17 protein-coding genes and 2 tRNA genes are annotated in these 16,531 nt (G+C 49.5%); 5 read left to right on the forward strand and 14 right to left on the reverse strand.

What is annotated here, in order from left to right:
• Positions 1-12: 12 nt before the first annotated feature.
• The 9 genes from nusA to rlmE form a co-directional block, all read right to left on the reverse strand.
• Positions 13-1,500 (reverse strand): transcription termination factor NusA, encoded by a 1,488-nt coding sequence (gene nusA / locus DES37_RS17830; RefSeq protein WP_036104847.1) that lies wholly within the window; start codon positions 1,498-1,500, stop codon positions 13-15.
• Between the two features lie 25 nt (positions 1,501-1,525).
• Positions 1,526-1,978, reverse strand: a complete 453-nt coding sequence (rimP, locus tag DES37_RS17835) for a ribosome maturation factor RimP (RefSeq protein ID WP_036105136.1) — start codon at positions 1,976-1,978, stop codon at positions 1,526-1,528.
• Between the two features lie 213 nt (positions 1,979-2,191).
• Positions 2,192-2,268: transfer RNA gene (locus DES37_RS17840), tRNA-Met, on the reverse strand.
• 59 nt (positions 2,269-2,327) lie between these two features.
• A tRNA-Leu gene (locus tag DES37_RS17845) sits at positions 2,328-2,414 on the reverse strand.
• Between the two features lie 35 nt (positions 2,415-2,449).
• A complete protein-coding gene (gene secG / locus DES37_RS17850) occupies positions 2,450-2,785 on the reverse strand; it encodes a preprotein translocase subunit SecG (protein ID WP_036104849.1) in 336 nt (111 codons plus the stop codon).
• Positions 2,786-3,003: 218 nt separating this feature from the next.
• Positions 3,004-4,341, reverse strand: coding sequence for a phosphoglucosamine mutase (glmM, locus tag DES37_RS17855; RefSeq protein ID WP_036104851.1), 1,338 nt, complete (start codon positions 4,339-4,341; stop codon positions 3,004-3,006).
• Positions 4,334-5,182 carry a dihydropteroate synthase gene (gene folP / locus DES37_RS17860; RefSeq protein ID WP_110027129.1) on the reverse strand — a complete coding sequence of 283 codons (849 nt, stop codon included), beginning with the start codon at positions 5,180-5,182 and terminating at the stop codon, positions 4,334-4,336. The genes glmM and folP overlap by 8 nt, the downstream gene beginning before the upstream one ends.
• A gap of 78 nt (positions 5,183-5,260) precedes the next feature.
• The gene (gene ftsH / locus DES37_RS17865) at positions 5,261-7,198 is read right to left on the reverse strand and encodes an ATP-dependent zinc metalloprotease FtsH (RefSeq protein WP_036104857.1); all 1,938 of its coding nucleotides are present in this window, start codon (positions 7,196-7,198) and stop codon (positions 5,261-5,263) included.
• 56 nt (positions 7,199-7,254) lie between these two features.
• Complete coding sequence (rlmE, locus tag DES37_RS17870) at positions 7,255-7,884, reverse strand: 23S rRNA (uridine(2552)-2'-O)-methyltransferase RlmE (RefSeq protein WP_036104859.1); 630 nt, start codon at positions 7,882-7,884, stop codon at positions 7,255-7,257.
• 120 nt (positions 7,885-8,004) lie between these two features.
• On the opposite strand from rlmE, the gene yhbY reads away from it, so the two are divergent.
• Positions 8,005-8,298, forward strand: a complete 294-nt coding sequence (gene yhbY, locus DES37_RS17875) for a ribosome assembly RNA-binding protein YhbY (RefSeq protein WP_036105139.1) — start codon at positions 8,005-8,007, stop codon at positions 8,296-8,298.
• A gap of 132 nt (positions 8,299-8,430) precedes the next feature.
• Here the strand turns inward: yhbY and greA are convergent, their stop codons facing one another.
• A complete protein-coding gene (greA, locus tag DES37_RS17880; RefSeq protein ID WP_036104862.1) occupies positions 8,431-8,907 on the reverse strand; it encodes a transcription elongation factor GreA in 477 nt (158 codons plus the stop codon).
• 256 nt (positions 8,908-9,163) lie between these two features.
• On the opposite strand from greA, the gene dacB reads away from it, so the two are divergent.
• Genes dacB through pmrB form a run of 3 tightly spaced genes read left to right on the forward strand, consistent with a single transcriptional unit; the run spans position 9,164 to position 12,320 of the window.
• On the forward strand, positions 9,164-10,594 hold the full coding sequence (dacB, locus tag DES37_RS17885; protein ID WP_036105142.1) for a serine-type D-Ala-D-Ala carboxypeptidase: 1,431 nt from the start codon (positions 9,164-9,166) through the stop codon (positions 10,592-10,594).
• 2 nt (positions 10,595-10,596) lie between these two features.
• Complete coding sequence (gene pmrA, locus DES37_RS17890; protein ID WP_036104865.1) at positions 10,597-11,259, forward strand: two-component system response regulator PmrA; 663 nt, start codon at positions 10,597-10,599, stop codon at positions 11,257-11,259.
• Positions 11,256-12,320, forward strand: a complete 1,065-nt coding sequence (gene pmrB / locus DES37_RS17895) for a two-component system sensor histidine kinase PmrB (RefSeq protein ID WP_110027131.1) — start codon at positions 11,256-11,258, stop codon at positions 12,318-12,320. Before pmrA ends, pmrB begins: the two co-directional genes overlap by 4 nt.
• 66 nt (positions 12,321-12,386) lie before the next feature.
• On the opposite strand, the gene cgtA is transcribed toward pmrB, so the two are convergent.
• The 4 genes from cgtA to rplU all read right to left on the reverse strand — a co-directional run bounded on the left by cgtA (position 12,387) and on the right by rplU (position 15,224).
• Positions 12,387-13,565, reverse strand: coding sequence for an Obg family GTPase CgtA (cgtA, locus tag DES37_RS17900; RefSeq protein WP_036104869.1), 1,179 nt, complete (start codon positions 13,563-13,565; stop codon positions 12,387-12,389).
• 16 nt (positions 13,566-13,581) lie between these two features.
• Positions 13,582-14,547 carry a DMT family transporter gene (locus tag DES37_RS17905; RefSeq protein ID WP_110027133.1) on the reverse strand — a complete coding sequence of 322 codons (966 nt, stop codon included), beginning with the start codon at positions 14,545-14,547 and terminating at the stop codon, positions 13,582-13,584.
• Between the two features lie 91 nt (positions 14,548-14,638).
• Positions 14,639-14,896 (reverse strand): 50S ribosomal protein L27, encoded by a 258-nt coding sequence (gene rpmA, locus DES37_RS17910; RefSeq protein ID WP_036104873.1) that lies wholly within the window; start codon positions 14,894-14,896, stop codon positions 14,639-14,641.
• A 16-nt stretch (positions 14,897-14,912) separates the two neighbouring features.
• The gene (gene rplU, locus DES37_RS17915) at positions 14,913-15,224 is read right to left on the reverse strand and encodes a 50S ribosomal protein L21 (RefSeq protein WP_036104882.1); all 312 of its coding nucleotides are present in this window, start codon (positions 15,222-15,224) and stop codon (positions 14,913-14,915) included.
• Between the two features lie 256 nt (positions 15,225-15,480).
• On the opposite strand from rplU, the gene ispB reads away from it, so the two are divergent.
• On the forward strand, positions 15,481-16,452 hold the full coding sequence (ispB, locus tag DES37_RS17920; RefSeq protein ID WP_036104883.1) for an octaprenyl diphosphate synthase: 972 nt from the start codon (positions 15,481-15,483) through the stop codon (positions 16,450-16,452).
• Positions 16,453-16,531 lie beyond the last annotated feature (79 nt).

A 16,531-nucleotide genomic window follows, 5' to 3' on the forward strand; every position in this document is an offset into this window, starting at 1 on the left:
TGCTACAGTTTATTACGCTTCGTCGCCGAACCAGCAAATATTTCGGGCGGCCATAATCAGCGCCCCGGCTTTCTCATCGGTTAAGCCTTCAATATCTGACAGGTCATCAATGCCCTGCTCAGCGAGATCTTCCAGCGTACTAATACCACGCGTAGCCAGTTTAAAGGCCAGCGCACGATCCATACCTTCAAGGTTGATCAGATCGTCGGTAGGTTTCTTATCACCGAGGCTTTCTTCCTGCGCCAACGCCAGCGTGGTCAGCGCATTTTTCGCGCGGTCACGTAATGCTTCTACAGTAGGTTCATCAAGCCCATCGATTTCAAGCAATTCTTTCATCGGGACATACGCGAGCTCTTCCAGTGAGGAGAAGCCCTCTTCTACCAGAACAGTCGCGAAATCTTCATCAATATCGAGATACTTGGTGAACGTATCAATGGCTGCGTGTGCTTCAGCCTGGTGCTTAGCTTGCAGGTCTTCCACCGTCATGACATTCAGTTCCCAGCCACTCAGTTGAGAAGCCAGGCGAACGTTTTGACCGTTACGACCAATAGCCTGCGCCAGGTTACCCGCTTCTACTGCAATATCCATTGTGTGTTTGTCTTCATCAACCACAATGGAAGCGACATCAGCAGGCGCCATTGCATTGATAACGAACTGCGCAGGATTATCATCCCACAGCACGATATCAATACGCTCGCCGCCAAGTTCAGTTGATACTGCCTGTACGCGTGCCCCACGCATCCCAACGCATGCGCCAACAGGGTCGATGCGTTTATCATTGGTTTTCACAGCAATTTTTGCGCGAGAACCCGGGTCACGAGCCGCAGCTTTAATTTCGATGACTTCTTCACCAATTTCCGGAACTTCAATGCGGAACAGCTCAATCAGCATTTCCGGCTTAGCGCGGGTAACAAATAACTGCGCACCACGTGATTCAGGACGCACGGAATACAGCACCCCACGCACACGGTCACCCGGGCGGAAGTTTTCACGTGGCAACATATCTTCACGAAGAATGACGGCTTCTGCGTTATTACCCAGATCCAGCGTGATATTTTCGCGATTCACTTTCTTCACCATACCGGTGATGATTTCGCCTTCATGCTCACGGAACTGATCAACCACCATTGCACGCTCAGCTTCGCGCACTTTCTGCACGATAACCTGTTTTGCAGTTTGCGTGGTGATACGGTCAAAAGTCACTGACTCGATCTGGTCTTCTACATAGCCACCCAGATTCAGCGCAGGATCTTCGAACTGCGCGGCTTCAAGCGTGATCTCACGCGTAGGCTGGGTAACTTCCTCAACGATCAGCCAGCGGCGGAAAGTGTCAAAATCACCACTTTTCCGGTCAATGCTGACGCGAACGTCGATTTCTTGTTCATATTTTTTCTTGGTCGCTGTTGCAAGGGCTGTTTCCAGCGCTTCAAAAATTTTTTCGCGCGGAACCGCTTTTTCATTAGAAACCGCTTCAACAACAGCCAAAATTTCTTTGTTCATCCTGGGTTCGCCTCAAGCCAGACTGTTAAAAGTGGGGGACCAGGTTCGCTTTCTGAATATTACTCAGTGCGAACACTTCATCATTGCCATCGACCGTAACGGTAACCATTTCACCATCAACCTGTTTGATGATGCCCTGCCATTTACGACGGTTCTGCACCGCCATGCGTAACACCAACGCGACTTCCTCACCAAGAAAACGCGTGTAATGCGCGGCAGTAAACATCGGGCGGTCAAGGCCAGGAGAGGAGACTTCGAGGTTATAAGCAACAGTGATTGGATCTTCTACATCCATAACTGCACTTACCTGATGACTGACATCAGCGCAATCATCAACAGTTATACCATTCGGACTATCAATGTAGATGCGCAACGTAGATGTACGACCGCGAACAAACTCAATACCAACCAGTTCGTAGCCCAGAGCCTCTACTGGTGCAGTAATCATCTCTGTTAACTTTTGCTCTAATGTGGACAAGCCCACCCCCAAGACATAAAAAAAGGGCGTTAAGCCCAGTTATTCTCTCGTCAGATAACAAAAAACCCCGATAAATCGGGGCTTTATATAACTGAACCCTACAAGCCGCGACTGCGACCTGGAACTATTTCCATGAGAATTTTTTTCAAAATTCCATCGTGAAAAGAACTGTCGCTCTTCACAGTATATTTGAAAAACAACTCTCAGGGAAATTGGTTGCGGGGGCCGGATTTGAACCGACGACCTTCGGGTTATGAGCCCGACGAGCTACCAGGCTGCTCCACCCCGCGTCCGAAAACGTGGCAAATACTACGCCTTTAACACAAAAAAAGCAAATTTTGCTGGGATTTGGTACCGAGGACGGGACTTGAACCCGTAAGCCCAATCGGGCACTACCACCTCAAGGTAGCGTGTCTACCAATTCCACCACCTCGGCACTTATTTCGCACAAAAGTGCGATGATACGACAACTTAGTGCGGGATATCACTGCTCGGCTGCGCTGGCGCTGCCGGTTGAGTAGTCTGCTCAGTTTGAGCGGGCTGGCTCAGATTGTCCCAGCTGCTTCCCTTGGTGGTTTTGTTACTGTTGATATTACCCAGCGCCAGGCTGATAATAAAAAACAGTGTTGCCAGCACGGCAGTCATGCGGGTCATAAAGTTACCAGAACCGCTTGAACCAAACAGAGTTGCAGAAGCGCCTGCGCCAAAGGAGGCACCCATATCAGCACCTTTACCTTGCTGCAGCATAATCAAGCCAACAAGGCCGATGGCTACAATAAGGAAAACGACTAAAAGAGCTTCGTACATAATTAACCTGTTCCTTGCGGATTTCCGCATGCCAATGCTTCTAACCAAAAAGACGTGGGTATTTGTCATTCCCCACTGAAGCGGGTGTGAATACTAACCAAAGCGCCTGCACTGTGCAAGACCATTTTCTTCGCAATGATTCAATTGCAGAAAAAAGCGGCAACACGCGTAGATTTCAGCCGGTAAAGCGAGAATCTCACCTCACCGGCCGTTCATTTTCAGACCGCTTTCACTGCATCGGCTATTTGGTTAGCCAGTTGAGTCACCTGCGCTTCATCTTCACCTTCCACCATTACGCGAATCAAAGGTTCTGTACCCGATTTACGCAACAGGACACGCCCACGTTTACCCAAAGTACGCTCAACTTCTGCGGTAATTTGTTTCACGCTATCGTGCTCCAGCGGATCACCACTCCCCGCGGTATAACGGACATTAACCAGAATCTGCGGGAAGAGCGACATGCCACTGCACAAATCATGCAGACTCATATGATTGCGCACCACAGCAGCCAGAACCTGAAGACCGGCAAGAATACCGTCTCCCGTGGTGCTTTTATCCAACAGAATTACGTGGCCAGAGTTCTCCGCACCAATGCGCCAACCTTTTTCCTGCATTTTTTCCAGCACATAGCGGTCGCCAACTTTAGCCCGGGCAAATGGTATACCCAGCTGTTTCAGCGCCAGCTCCAGCCCCATATTACTCATCAGAGTGCCGACCACGCCACCCTGTAGTTTGCCCTGACGCAAGCCTTCCCGGGCAATAATGTAGAGGATTTGGTCACCATCAACCCGGTTTCCGAGATGGTCGACCATGATCACGCGATCGCCGTCACCATCAAAAGCCAGACCAAGGTCTGCGTTTTCCGTAATCACCCTGGCCTGAAGCGCGGCGACATCTGTTGCGCCACATTTTTCATTGATATTCAGCCCATTAGGTTCACACCCCATGGCAATGACATCAGCGCCCAACTCTCGGAAAACGTTCGGCGCGATGTGGTATGTTGCACCATTGGCACAATCGACAACCACTTTAAGGCCGTTCAAATTCAATTCGTTCGGGAAGGTACCTTTACAGAACTCAATATAACGCCCGGCAGCATCAACAATACGGCTGGCTTTACCCAGCATGGCCGATTCCGCACAAGTAATCTCTTTTTCCAGTTCAGCTTCAATAGCTTCTTCTACTTCATCTGGCAACTTGGTGCCTTCGGTAGAGAAAAACTTGATACCGTTGTCATAATACGGGTTATGGGATGCAGAAATGACAATGCCAGCTTCGGCCCGAAAAGTACGGGTTAAATAAGCCACTGCCGGTGTTGGCATGGGCCCGGTAAACGAGGCGGACAAACCGGCTGCCGCGAGCCCGGCTTCCAGCGCGGATTCCAGCATATAGCCTGAAATACGGGTATCTTTGCCAATAATCACTTTTCGTGAACCGTGACGCGCCAGCACTTTGCCCGCTGCCCAGCCCAGTTTCAGAACAAAATCAGGTGTAATAGGGGCCTGACCAACACAGCCGCGAATCCCATCGGTACCAAAATATTTACGGTTACTCATAGCGTCTATTTTCCTTCGCTGATAACGTCGCTTCCACAACCCGCATCGCCTCAACGGTTTCTTTTACATCGTGAACACGAATAATATGTGCCCCTTGCATAGCTGCGATGACCGCACATGCAAGGCTGCCGCTCAGGCGCTGATCCGGCCCCACATTCAGGAGTTGCCCAACCATCGATTTACGGGACATTCCCACCAACAGTGGCAAACCGAAATGATGCAGTTCAGATAAACGCGTCAGCAGCTGATAATTGTGACTCAGATTTTTACCGAAACCGAAGCCGGGGTCGAGTAACAATTTGTCTTTCGCGATGCCTGCGGCTTCACAGCGTGCTATTTGTTCCGTCAGGAAATGCTCTACATCCTGAAAGACATCATCATAACGCGGAGCCTCCTGCATAGTACGAGGTTCACCCTGCATATGCATCAGGCAAACTGGCAGCCCGGTTTCTGCCGCGGCTTCTATTGCACCCGGCATAGTAAGAGAGCGGATATCGTTAATCAGATGCGCACCTGCACGTGCGGATTCCCGAATAACCTCAGGCCGAGATGTATCCACCGAAACCCACACTTCGAAACGTTGCGCAAGAGCTTCAACCACAGGAATAACACGGGCAAGTTCTTCTTCAGCACTCACTAAAGCGGCACCAGGCCGGGTTGACTCGCCCCCAACATCCACAATAGTCGCCCCGGCGTTAATCATCAGGTTGGCATGTTTTACAGCTTCATTCAGGGTATTGTGCTGGCCGCCATCAGAAAAAGAATCTGGCGTAACATTTAAAATCCCCATGACATGAGGATGCGAGAGATCAAGTGAAGTCCCCTGAGCAAAGAGTTTCATGTGATTACCTTCGGAATAACGGGTTACAAATGAGAAAACCCCGGCAGGCCGGGGTTTACAAATTACAGCAAAACGGGATTATTTATCACCAGCCTGCTCTGACATGGGATTTCCAGGCTTATTGATATCCGGGTCATCCACTGGTTTTGGCGCTGTTGGCGTACCAGAGGTATTGTCAGTGTTGTTGCTGGCATTCGGGTCTTCCCAGCCTGCCGGTGGGCGCACATCACGCCGGGCCATCAAATCATCAATCTGCGGTAAATCAATAGTTTCATATTTCATTAACGCATCTTTCATAGCATGGAGGATGTCCATGTTATCGTTAAGGATTTGACGGGCACGGTTGTAATTACGCTCAATCAGTGATTTCACTTCCTGATCGATAATACGAGCAGTTTCGTCTGACATGTGTTTCGCTTTAGCCACACTGCGGCCAAGGAACACCTCGCCATCTTCTTCCGCATACAGTAACGGCCCCAGTTTTTCTGAGAAGCCCCACTGAGTGACCATGTTACGAGCCAGGTTAGTCGCAACTTTAATATCGTTGGACGCACCGGTTGAAACATGTTCAACGCCGTAAATTATCTCTTCTGCCAGACGGCCACCGTACAGTGTCGAGATCTGGCTTTCCAGTTTCTGACGGCTGGCACTGATTGCATCGCCTTCAGGCAGGAAGAACGTTACACCTAGTGCGCGACCACGAGGAATAATCGTTACTTTATGTACCGGGTCATGTTCCGGCACCAAACGCCCAATAATAGCGTGGCCCGCTTCATGATATGCGGTTGATTCTTTCTGAGCTTCGGTCATCACCATCGAACGACGTTCTGCGCCCATCATGATTTTGTCTTTCGCTTTTTCAAATTCAACCATGGACACAACGCGTTTATTGCCACGAGCAGCAAACAAAGCGGCTTCGTTCACAAGGTTTGCCAGGTCTGCACCGGAAAAACCCGGTGTACCGCGGGCAATAATTGCGGCGTCGATATCCGGAGCCAGTGGCACACGGCGCATATGAACTTTAAGGATTTGCTCACGACCACGCACATCAGGCAGCCCAACAACAACCTGGCGGTCAAAACGGCCTGGACGCAACAAAGCCGGGTCCAGAACATCCGGGCGGTTAGTCGCTGCAATGACGATAATGCCTTCATTGCCTTCAAACCCATCCATTTCAACCAGCATCTGGTTCAGTGTCTGTTCGCGTTCATCATGACCGCCGCCCAGACCAGCACCACGCTGACGCCCCACAGCATCGATTTCATCGATAAAGATAATGCAGGGCGCTGCTTTTTTAGCCTGTTCGAACATGTCACGGACACGGGAAGCACCCACACCTACAAACATTTCGACAAAGTCAGAACCTGAAATGGTGAAAAACGGCACTTTTGCTTCACCGGCAATAGCCTTGGCAAGCAAAGTTTTACCTGTCCCTGGTGGGCCAACCATCAGCACACCTTTCGGGATCTTACCGCCTAATTTCTGGAAGCGGCTTGGCTCACGGAGATATTCCACCAATTCACCAACTTCTTCTTTCGCTTCGTCACAACCCGCGACATCGGCAAAGGTGGTTTTAATCTGATCTTCCGTCAGCATTCGCGCCTTACTCTTGCCGAACGACATGGCACCTTTGCCACCACCGCCCTGCATTTGGCGCATAAAAAATATCCATACCCCAATAAGCAAAAGCATTGGGAACCATGAAATAAAGATCGTTGCCAGCAGGCTTTGTTCTTCTGGTGGTTCGCCAACAACCTTCACGTTCTTGGTAAGCAGGTTATCAAGAAGTTTGGGATCGTTTACGGGGATATAAGTCGTGTATCGGTTACTATCTTTCTTGGTAACGGTAATCTCACGTCCGTTGATACGCGCTTCACGAATCTGATCCTGATTGACCTCAGACAGGAAGGTAGAGTAATCCACCCTGCGGCCATTAGACTCGCTGGGCCCAAAGCTCTGGAATACTGACATCAGCACAACGGCAATGACCAGCCAGAGTATTAGGTTTTTCGCCATGTCACTCAAGGGATTAACCTCATATTACAACTGTGTTAACAAACAGCGTCAGGGTACTATAGTTTACGCCCGGTCGCTACAATGTACACTTCACGTGAGCGAGCACGCGAAGCGTCCGGCTTACGAACTTTAACACTCGTAAACAGGGAGCGAATTTCCCGCAGGTACTCATCGAAACCTTCGCCCTGAAATACCTTCACTACAAAACTACCACCTGGTGCCAGAATATCACGACACATTTCTAACGCCAGTTCCACCAAATACATAGCACGGGGAATATCAACAGCAGGTGTTCCGCTCATATTAGGTGCCATGTCGGACATGACAACCTGAACCTTTTTATCACCTACACGTTCAAGAAGTGCTTTCAGGACTAATTCATCACGAAAATCACCCTGAAGGAAGTCCACACCGACGATTGGATCCATAGGTAAAAGATCGCAGGCAATGATACGACCTTTTCCGCCGATTTGACTTACCACATATTGCGACCACCCACCGGGTGCCGCACCAAGGTCGACAACCGTCATACCCGGCTTAAAAAGTTTGTCACCTTGCTGTATTTCATCAAGTTTAAACCAGGCACGGGATCGTAACCCTTTTTTCTGTGCCTTCTGAACATATTTATCGCTAAAGTGTTCCTGCAACCAGCGGCTAGAGCTGGCAGAACGCTTTTTACCTGTCATTTTATAATCCAGTCGGGTTCATCTTCCGCGAGCGATATCAAAAAGCGCACGGCGATTTGGCTATAATCAGGAGATGGCGGTAGAATGTCCCGTTTTCAATCCCAACGTAAGCAAAAAACGATGAATCTGAGTACAAAACAAAAACAGCACCTGAAAGGTCTCGCGCATCCGCTCAAGCCGGTAGTCCTGCTTGGCAATAACGGTCTGACCGAAGGGGTGCTGGCCGAGATTGAACAAGCGCTGGAGCACCACGAACTGATCAAGGTTAAAGTTGCCACAGAAGATCGTGAAACGAAAACTTTGATAGTGGAAGCCATCGTGCGGGAAACCGGAGCCTGTAATGTACAGGTCATCGGTAAAACGCTGGTGCTTTATCGCCCATCCCAGGAACGTAAAATTTCGCTGCCTCGTTAACAAAAAGTGCAATAGTCATCTGCATTTTTATAACGCAGGCCGAGCAAAATGACACGCTCCCTTCATGGTTAAAAGGCCGCATTGCGGCCTTTTCCATTCTTTACAAAACCGTTATATCCAGCGTAGCAGAAATCAGAGGTATTCTACCTTGATGATTTCAAATTCAACTAACCCACCAGGGGTGTTAATTCCTACGATATCATCGGCTTCTTTGCCAATCAGCCCGCGGGCAATCGGTGAGTTAACAGAGATAAGATTCTTTTTAAAATCTGCCTCGTCGTCACCAACAATGCGGTAAGTCACCTCTTCTTCGGTATCAAGATTCAGTACTGTTACCGTTGAACCGAAGATAACCCTACCATTGTTAGGCAACTTGGTTACATCGATAACCTGCGCATTAGACAGCTTACCTTCAATATCTTTGATACGGCCTTCACAAAAGCCTTGTTGCTCACGCGCAGCATGGTATTCGGCATTTTCCTTTAAATCACCGTGCTCACGCGCTTCGGCGATGGCTGCGATGATCTCCGGACGGCGAACGCCCTTCAGAAACTCAAGCTCTTCGCGCAATTTTTCGGCGCCACGTAAAGTCATCGGAATAGCTTGCATATTATACCTCATTATAAAAAAACGCCCCGGACACAAGGGCCACAATTGGCCGCCCAACCGGAGTACTGCCCGAAGAAACTCTGCATTCACCGGGCCAGAAACAAAAGAAAACTACCCCGAAGCAAAGCTTCAGGCTAGTCGTATTTCGCATTTTGATACGTATTTTAACCTGGAGTTCCCTGGGGGTCATCGTTTACTTTACAGGGGATTGCACCGTAGTATGACGGCACGTTTCCAGGTTTTAATGCCAAAAATTATGCGATTTTTACGTTTAGCTGTTGGACTGGTTTTATCCTTCGCCTTAGAGGCTCAGGCTGCAAATGTTGACGAATACGTCAAACAACTCCCACCAGGCGCTAACCTCGCGCTTCTGGTGCAAAAAGCCGGTTCAGATACACCGCTTATTGATTACCATGGCCAACAGATGGCGCTACCCGCCAGTACTCAGAAGGTGATAACGGCTCTCGCAGCCCTGTTATCGCTCGGCCCTGATTACCGTTTCACAACAACCCTTGAAAGCCATGGAAACATCAATAACGGGATTTTGCAAGGAGACCTTATAGCGAGGTTTACCGGCGACCCGACACTGAAACGCCAGCAGTTGCGCAATATGGTAGCCAGCCTGAAAAAGGCGGGAATAGAAAAAATTCAGGGAAATATCTTAATTGATACTTCAGTATTCGCCAGTCACGATAAGGCCCCCGGATGGCCATGGAATGATATAACGCAATGTTTCAGCGCCCCGCCTTCTGCGGCTATCGTCGATAAAAATTGTTTCTCTGTATCGCTTTCCAGTACCCGCCCGGATGAAACAGCGACGGTACGCCTGGCATCATATTACCCTGTTCATGTATTTTCTAATGTGCGCACACTTGCCCGTGGTTCTGCAGATGCCAAATATTGTGAACTGGATGTCGTCACGGGTGACCTGAATCGCTACACACTGACAGGCTGCCTGACTCAGCGTGAAGACCCATTACCTTTGGCGTTCGCTGTACAGGACGGAGCCAGCTATGCAGGTGAAATACTCAAAGATGAGTTGAATAGTGCAGGCATAACTGTGACCGGAACGTTGATTCGCCAAACCCGCCTGAACCAGCCGGGGCAGGTTTTAGCCTCAACACAATCAGCCCCGCTTCATGATTTACTTCGCGTGATGCTGAAAAAGTCTGACAACATGATTGCTGATACTGTTTTTCGCACCATTGGGCGGGAAACTTTGGGTGTCCAGGGAACCTGGCGTGCAGGTGCAGATGCTGTTCGCCAAATCCTGAAGCAGAAAGCGGGTATCGATTTAGGGAACACTATTCTGGTGGATGGTTCGGGTTTATCACGTCATGACCTGATTTCGCCTTCAACCATGATGCAAGTGCTACAATTTATTGCCAAAAATGATAATCAGCTAAACTTTATCTCAATGCTGCCACTGGCAGGCCATGATGGCTCGCTGCAATACCGGGCCGGGCTGCATGAAGCCGGGGTAGATGGGAAAGTCTCAGCAAAAACAGGATCATTGCAGGGTGTTTATAACCTTGCAGGGTTCATTACTACGGCATCCGGGCAACAGTTGGCGTTTGTTCAGTATCTTTCTGGTTATGCCGTTGAACCCGGCGACCAACGTAACAGAAGGATACCGCTGGTACGCTTTGAAAGCCGACTCTACAAAGACCTCTATCAGAATAACTAATTATGAAATTACTCATTGTTGAAGACGATTTACTGCTACAAGAAGGACTGGCTCTGGCACTGAATGGCGACGGGTATGCTGTTGATACTGCTGCGACAGCCAGCGATGCAGACGCACTGATTCAAAGTGGCGAATACAGTCTGGTGATTCTGGATCTTGGGCTGCCCGATAAAGATGGTGCAACACTACTCAGTCAATGGCGCCGGCGAGGGCTGAAAACCCCGGTATTGATTCTGACTGCAAGGGATGCACTGGAAGACCGGGTCAGTGGCCTTGATGCAGGAGCAGACGACTACCTGGTTAAACCCTTCGCTCTGGCTGAATTACAAGCCCGTGCCCGGGCGCTTATTCGCCGTTACCAGGGGCACAGTGACAACCTGTTGCAACATGATGACCTCACATTAAATCTGCAGACGCAACAAGTGTTGCTGCAAGGTAACGCGGTGGAAGTCACTCCCAAAGAATTTGCTTTGCTGACCCGTCTGATTATGCGAGTTGGTCAAACTGTTCACCGGGAAACACTTCAGCAGGATCTCTATAGTTGGCAGGACGATCCTGGCTCAAATACTCTTGAGGTTCACATTCACAATCTGCGGCGCAAGCTGGGTAAAGAACGCATCAAAACTGTTCGTGGCGTCGGTTATCGCCTGGAGAACCGGGTATGAACAGTATGCGCCGGCGTTTAATGGCAATGCTGGCGTTGATTTTTCTTTTCTTTCAACTTGTCAGCGTGTTGTGGCTGTGGCACGAGAGCCAGGAGCAAATTGGGTTCCTGGTTAATGAAACGCTGTCCGCCCGGGCACGCAATCAGCATGTTGAAAAAGAGATCCATGAGGCCATAGCCTCATTGTTAGTTCCATCACTGGTGATGGTTGGCTTTACACTGTTTTTTTCCTTTCTGGCTGTTACCTGGATTATCCAGCCTCTCAATAAACTCAGCCGTAGTCTGGTTAACCGCTCCGCCGATAACCTCAGCCCGTTGCCCATGTTTTCCGAGATGGAAGAGATGGTGGCGGTCACCACGGCACTCAATCAATTGCTGTCCCGGCTGGAAAGTACCATCCAGCAAGAGCGATTATTTACCGCCGATGCTGCCCACGAATTACGTACCCCACTGGCCGGTATCCGTCTCCACCTTGAGCTTATGGCTCAGTCCGGAAATAAGCAGGCTGATTCATTGATCCAGCGCCTGGATCAACTGATGCATGTGATTGAACAGCTGTTAATGTTATCCCGGGCAGGTCAAGCCTTAGCCAGCGGGAATTATGATACGCACCAGTGGTGGAAAGATATTATCGAACCACTTCAGGAAGAAATGACCGAGATGGCAGAGCGGCATGATCAGCGGATACTCTGGCCTGAAGATAAGGGGCTCTCCGTACAGGGGGACCCGGTATTATTACGGTTGCTGCTGCGTAATCTGCTGGAAAATGCCTGGCGCTACAGCCCACAAGGGAGTTGTATCGAAATACGATTACAGGAAGAAAACAACGGCGCACATCTCCAGGTGCTGGATGAAGGGCCTGGAATCGACGAGGCACACCGGAAAACGATTACGGAACCATTCAGGCGTCTTGACCAACGCTATGGTGGTAGTGGGCTTGGGCTCAATATCGTTCGGCGTATTGTGCAACTGCACCGGGGGAAATTGCTGATTGATAACCGCACCGACAGCCAGGGTCTGGATGCAGGTTGCTGGTTCCCGGCTCGCATTGACTTAAGCTGATACCACAGAGCCGAAGCAAAAAAGTAAGGCCGGGAACCCGGCCTTAGCTTAACAACTACGTGAAGATTAACGCTCGTAGATTATCTCCACACCTTCATCGTCATCTTCATCCCAGTCATCGTCATCATCCCAGGGCTCTTCGGCTTCAGACTGCATTTCTTCCAGTTGTTTACGGTGGTAATCGTCCCACATAAACTCAACTTTCTCTGCTTCCTGAGCCACTTCTTCATGAACAACCGGGTTTTCGATAATGAAATGCATCACATCCCAACATAATGCATTGACACCATCACGTGTCGCTGCAGATATCAGGTAATGTTTCTCTTCCCAGCCCAGCGCAGTAGCAATTTCTTTGGCCCGCTGTTCTGCTTCTTCACTATCGAGCAAGTCAACTTTATTGAATACCAGCCAGCGTGGTTTTGCAGCCAAAGTGGCACTGTATTTCTCCAGCTCGCCAATAATAATGCGCGCATTCTCGACCGGATCAGAACCATCAATCGGTGCCAAATCAATCAGGTGCAATAAAACACGGCAACGTTCAAGGTGCTTGAGGAAACGAATCCCCAGCCCTGCGCCATCAGCCGCGCCTTCGATCAGACCCGGGATATCAGCAACCACAAAACTCTTTTCGTTATCCATTCGCACAACACCCAGGCTTGGAACCAGGGTGGTAAAAGGATAATCAGCCACTTTCGGTTTTGCTGCGGATACGGCACGAATAAACGTAGATTTACCTGCATTAGGTAAACCAAGCATGCCAACATCAGCCAACAACATCAGCTCCAGGTCGAGTTCACGCTTCTCACCAGGTGTACCATTCGTTTTCTGGCGTGGTGTGCGGTTTACTGAAGATTTAAATCGTGAGTTACCCAGGCCATGCCAGCCGCCTTTTGCGACCAACAAACGTTGACCGTGGGAAACCATATCGCCCATTGCTTCCCCGGTACCTTTATCGATAACCCGGGTACCAACAGGCACACGAATGGAGACATCTTTGCCTCGTTTACCAGTACAGTCACGGCTTTGGCCATTCTGGCCGCGCTCAGCACGGAATGACTTTTCAAAGCGATAATCGATAAGGGTATTCAGGTTTTCGTCAGCTTCCAGCCAGACATCACCACCATCACCACCATCGCCACCATCCGGGCCACCTTTCGGGATGTACTTTTCACGACGGAAGCTAACACACCCGTTGCCGCCATCACCTGCGACCACGAGGATCGTTGCTTCATCAACAAACTTCATTTTACTTCTCCGTAGATCATTCGCCCGAACGGGGCACAGGTATTGCCGGCTGGCGCTTACGCCAGCGCCCCCAAAGGCGATGCCCAATCGCGGAATACATTGCGCCCGCCACAACGACAAATGCGCCGATATAACCCATGACATTCAACATTGGCATGGCAAAGAAACCCGGCCATGCCAGTGCTAATAAATCTGAAAACAGCAACGTAAATAAAGGAGTCAGTGTAATAAATGCACTTACCTGCGCTGCCTGCCAGCGCGCCATTGCTTCTGCAAGCGCACCGTAACCCACCAGTGTATTCAGGCCACAAAACACCAGACACCCCAGTTGCCACCCACTCAGTTGCTTTATAACCATTGGGTCAGCCAATGGAAGCAACGCTATTGTACATAAAGTGTACAACAAAAACAGAATCTGTTGAGATGCCAGACGCCGTAGTAACACTTTCTGTGCCACCCCATAACTGACCCAGACGCAGGCAGCAGAAACACCAAATATTACGCCCCACGTGTAGTCTGTCAGGCGAGTAAATATTTCAACCAGGCTGGAGTTAAAAAACATAATCAACCCGGAAAGCAGCATCAGTGCACCAACAACTTGCGTACCACGCATCTTTTCTTTCAGGATGACGACACTGGCAACCATCATGCCTACCGGAGAAAGTTGCCCAATGACCTGTGATGCTGTGGGGCTCAGATACTGCAAAGAGGAACTAAAGAAAATAAAGTTCCCAAACAGCCCACCTGTTGCTATAGCCAGTAATACTAACCAGCGGGGGCTTTTAAAAATTCTGAGTGGAGGTAAATTTCCCCTCAGTGTCAAAATCAGACCCAGTCCGGCGCCAGCCATCAGAAAACGATAAAACACAACAGTAGGAGGAGACATCACCTCCAGTACCTGTTTCATAGCAATAGGTAATGCGCCCCAGCACATTGCTGTTGTCAGGGCTAAAGCAATACCAATTCCTGCCTGTTGTTTCATTTAAAGCTCCTGGCGCTTTACCCAGTGTCAGAATGTAAAAAGCCCCGCAACGTGTTGCGGGGCTTCAATCCGTTACCGGGACGCGAAAAACTTATTCAGCAACAATGCTTACGAATTTACGGTTTTTCGGACCTTTAACTTCGAACTTGACTTTACCGTCAGACAAAGCGAACAGAGTATGATCTTTACCGCAACCTACATTGCTGCCTGCGTGGAATTTAGTGCCACGCTGACGAACGATGATGCTGCCAGCAAGAACTGCTTCACCGCCGAAACGTTTTACGCCCAGACGTTTAGCTTCAGAATCGCGACCGTTACGTGTTGAGCCGCCAGCCTTTTTGTGTGCCATTTAATCTGCTCCCCTGTTAAGCGCTGATGCCAGTAATTTTCACATCAGTGAACCACTGACGGTGGCCCTGCTGCTTACGATAGTGTTTACGACGACGAAACTTAACGATTTTAACTTTCTCGCCACGACCATGAGCAACAACTTCAGCTTTGATTACGCCGCCCTCAACAAAAGGAACGCCGATTTTAACTTCTTCGCCATTGGCAATCATCAGAACCTGGTCGAATTGAACTGCTTCGCCAGTTGCGATGTCCAGCTTTTCCAGGCGAACGGTCTGACCTTCGCTTACTCGGTGTTGTTTACCACCACTTTGGAAAACCGCGTACATAAAAAACTCCGCTTTCCGCACACACCTTTGTGTTTTCAGTGCGCGCTATAAATAATCACAATAGGGCGCGAATATTACGCAAATCCTGGACATTTGACAAGTACCATCATCAATTCGTGTAGAAAAAAAACACTACGCACAATGTTCCATTTATTAAGCGCATTTTTTCAGTACAATCTGTATTTGATGACCAGACAGATACCCAATAACATGTTCCGTCGAACGGGATAAACCGGGCAACAGCCAGACTTTTGCGATGAATTTAGAGAAAATAACCGAGTTAACCGCGCAAGATATGGCGGGCGTAAACGCGACAATTCTGGATCAGCTCAACTCTGACGTTCAGCTAATCAACCAGTTGGGGTACTACATAGTCAGTGGTGGCGGGAAACGCATTCGTCCAATGATCGCAGTGCTTTCTGCCCGTGCACTGGGTTATAACGGCAACGCGCACGTCACTATTGCGGCCTTAATTGAATTTATTCATACCGCGACGTTGCTCCATGATGACGTTGTTGATGAATCAGATATGCGCCGTGGTAAAGCGACGGCAAATGCCGCTTTTGGTAATGCTGCCAGTGTTCTGGTTGGTGATTTTATCTACACCCGCGCATTCCAGATGATGACTCAACTGGGCTCACTCAAAATACTGGAAGTGATGTCGGCGGCCGTCAACGTTATTGCTGAAGGGGAAGTACTTCAGCTAATGAACGTCAACGACCCGAATATTACAGAAGAAAGCTACATGCGGGTTATTTACAGTAAAACAGCACGCCTGTTTGAAGCGGCTTCGCAATGTTCCGGCATTCTTGCTGGAGCATCACCCGAGCAAGAACTCGCGCTGCAAGATTATGGCCGCTACATTGGTACAGCCTTCCAGCTTATCGATGACCTGCTTGATTACAGTGCCGATGGCGCAACGCTGGGGAAAAATGTGGGAGATGACCTCAACGAAGGGAAACCCACTCTCCCACTGTTGCATGCCATGCAGCACGGCACACCTGAGCAGGCCACTATGATTCGCCAGGCCATTGAACAGGGAAATGGTCGCCATCTTCTGGAACCCGTTCTGGAAGCAATGGAAATGTGTGGCTCGCTCGCCTGGACAAGACTTCGGGCCGAACAGGAAGCGGATAAAGCCATTGAAGCGCTGGCAATACTTCCGGACTCCCCCTGGAAAACCGCACTGACAGGCCTTGCTCATATTGCCGTGCAACGCAATCACTAAGCACACGACTCCTTGTTGGCTTAGCGAAAAAGGATCTGCGCCATTGTGCGTGGATCCTTTTCAATTCGCCCTTTTTATG

Origin of the sequence: Mangrovibacter plantisponsor (assembly GCF_003182475.1) — a bacterium.
GTDB lineage: Bacteria > Pseudomonadota > Gammaproteobacteria > Enterobacterales > Enterobacteriaceae > Mangrovibacter > Mangrovibacter plantisponsor.